The organism is Pseudoalteromonas sp. ESRF-bin5 (assembly GCF_002632075.1).
Classification (GTDB): Bacteria; Pseudomonadota; Gammaproteobacteria; order Enterobacterales; family Alteromonadaceae; genus Pseudoalteromonas; species Pseudoalteromonas marina.
This window is the reverse complement of the sequence record NZ_NTLW01000280.1, coordinates 1-2222: the sequence shown is the minus strand read 5'-3', so window position 1 is coordinate 2222 and position 2222 is coordinate 1. Positions and strand designations below refer to the sequence as shown.

Below are 2222 nucleotides of genomic sequence, written 5' to 3'. Positions count from 1 at the left end.
CAAAACGTCAAAATATCACTTACGCTTAGTCGACTTAACACGTTGGTTGTGCTTTTTAACCGCTTTACGAATTTGATTAATTTTAGCGCGTTTATCTTTGCGTTTTTCAGGCATAACTGAAAGTTTAGTTTGCGTTTCACGACCTAACTTAACCGTTTTACGCAAGTAGTTAACAGTTTCTAAGTCGTATTCAACCCAACCACCTTGTGGAACACGCTTATCTAGCTCTAGCTTACCGTAACGAATACGGATAAGGCGCGACACTTCAACGTCTTGAGATTGCCATAAACGACGAACTTCGCGGTTACGCCCTTCGTTTAACGTCACATTAAACCAGCGGTTAATTCCTTCACCACCTAGCGGTTTTATATTTGTGAATTTTGCAGGACCATCTTCAAGTTCAACGCCACGCATAAGGTTTTTAAGTGTTTCGTTTGTTACTTCACCAAACACACGCGAAGAATATTCACGCTCTACTTCATAACTTGGGTGCATTAAACGATTGGCTAATTCACCATCGTTGGTAAACAACATTAAGCCTGACGTATTCACATCCAGTCGGCCTACAGCTATCCAACGATCGCCATCAATACGAGGAAGTCTGTCAAATACAGTACGACGACCTTCAGGGTCTTTACGTGTACTCAACTCTCCCTCGGGTTTGTTGTACATAATTACACGGCAAATTCTGTCAGCTTTTTCTTCAATTTTTACGGTATGACCGTCAACACGAATTAAATCGGTTTCTTCAACGCGGTCACCGAGTTTAGCTACTTTGCCATTAACACTAACACGGTTAGCGTCAATGTATTTTTCCATTTCACGACGCGAGCCTACACCAGCTCTGGCTAGGACTTTTTGTAACTTTTCACCTTGTACATTCATTCGGATGGTTCTCTCACAGAAGGATCACTTAATAACTGATTTATTTTACTTTCTTGTTGCGCAGGTAACGCAGGTAAATTTTCTAAACCCGTTAATGAAAAATAATCTAAAAATTGTTTAGTAGTGGCGTATAAAGCGGGCTTACCCGGCACTTCTTTGTGCCCTACCACTTTCACCCACTCTCTTTCGAGTAAGGTTTTAATTATATTCGAACCCGTTGTTACACCTCTTACTTGCTCTATTTCACCACGCGTAATGGGTTGACGATAAGCAATAAGTGATAATGTTTCCAATAAAGCACGTGAGTATTTAGGAGCTCGTTCTTGCCATAGGTTACTCAACCAAGGGCTCAAACTACTACACGCCTGAAATCGATAACCACTACCAACTTCAACAAGGCGAATACCACGGGTTTGAAAGTGTGTTTGTATTGTTTCTATAGCATCGTTTATACGTGACATAGAAATTGGAATATCCACTAAAACAGTGTCTTTAATATGGCGTTTACTTATGGGTTTGTCTGCAACAAAAATCGCAGCCTCAATGATTTCAACCAACTGCTCATCACTAATTCGCCGCCCAGCCATATACACTCTTAATAAATAAAAATACACAGCCATCTATTATGACAGAACAACCACTAACTAGGAAAATATATCTGGCAATTATCTAAAATTAGCCATAAAAAAAGCCAGTTAAAATAACTGGCTTTGATTTTTATGTTCTGAATTTTAATTAGCTGTGTTTAATTGACTCTAACGCTTCGTCTTCAGCTACAGATTTACCATATTTATTTATGTAGCCCATAAACTCATTTTTACTAATTCGCTTGTCTTCGTTTTTGTCCATATAACCAAAGTGATTTGAAATATCGTCGTCATTGCCTTCAACAACTGATATGTAACCATTACTATCGTTATCTAAACTGGCAAAACTACTTTCAATTTTGTCAAATTTTGCAATTTCAGCTTTAAAGGCTGATTCACTTACATCACTATCGGTTGCAACCTTGCCAGTGTTTAACTGCATGTAAGCATTAAATTCTTTACGACTAATTTCTTCATCCATATTGGTGTCGATATTTGAAAAGTGACCCCAAATATTATCGTCGTCAGCTTCAACTTTTGAAATAAAACCATCACTGTCGTTGTCTAGGCTTGCAAAGTCGCTGTCTATTTTATCAAGACCTTGATTAGATGCGCAGGCTGCTAAACTTAATGTTGCTAGAATAGTTGTTGCTAATGTTAACTTTTTCATAAGACGTGTCCTTCGTTGTTAATAAATGTCACAACAACTAATACAAGTCTGGTGCCAAAATAAAATAAATATAAATTTCA

At 38.0% G+C, this 2222-nt stretch carries 3 protein-coding genes; all 3 read right to left on the bottom strand.

What is annotated here, in order from left to right:
• Positions 1-15: 15 nt before the first annotated feature.
• The 3 genes from rluB to BCG07_RS17235 all read right to left on the bottom strand — a co-directional run bounded on the left by rluB (position 16) and on the right by BCG07_RS17235 (position 2142).
• Entirely contained in the window at positions 16-885 is an 870-nt protein-coding gene (gene rluB / locus BCG07_RS17245; RefSeq protein ID WP_248519402.1) for a 23S rRNA pseudouridine(2605) synthase RluB, read from the bottom strand.
• The gene (gene scpB / locus BCG07_RS17240; RefSeq protein WP_286891262.1) at positions 882-1472 is read right to left on the bottom strand and encodes an SMC-Scp complex subunit ScpB; all 591 of its coding nucleotides are present in this window, start codon (positions 1470-1472) and stop codon (positions 882-884) included. The genes rluB and scpB overlap by 4 nt, the downstream gene beginning before the upstream one ends.
• 148 nt (positions 1473-1620) lie before the next feature.
• Positions 1621-2142, bottom strand: a complete 522-nt coding sequence (locus BCG07_RS17235) for an EF-hand domain-containing protein (RefSeq protein ID WP_039036865.1) — start codon at positions 2140-2142, stop codon at positions 1621-1623.
• Positions 2143-2222 lie beyond the last annotated feature (80 nt).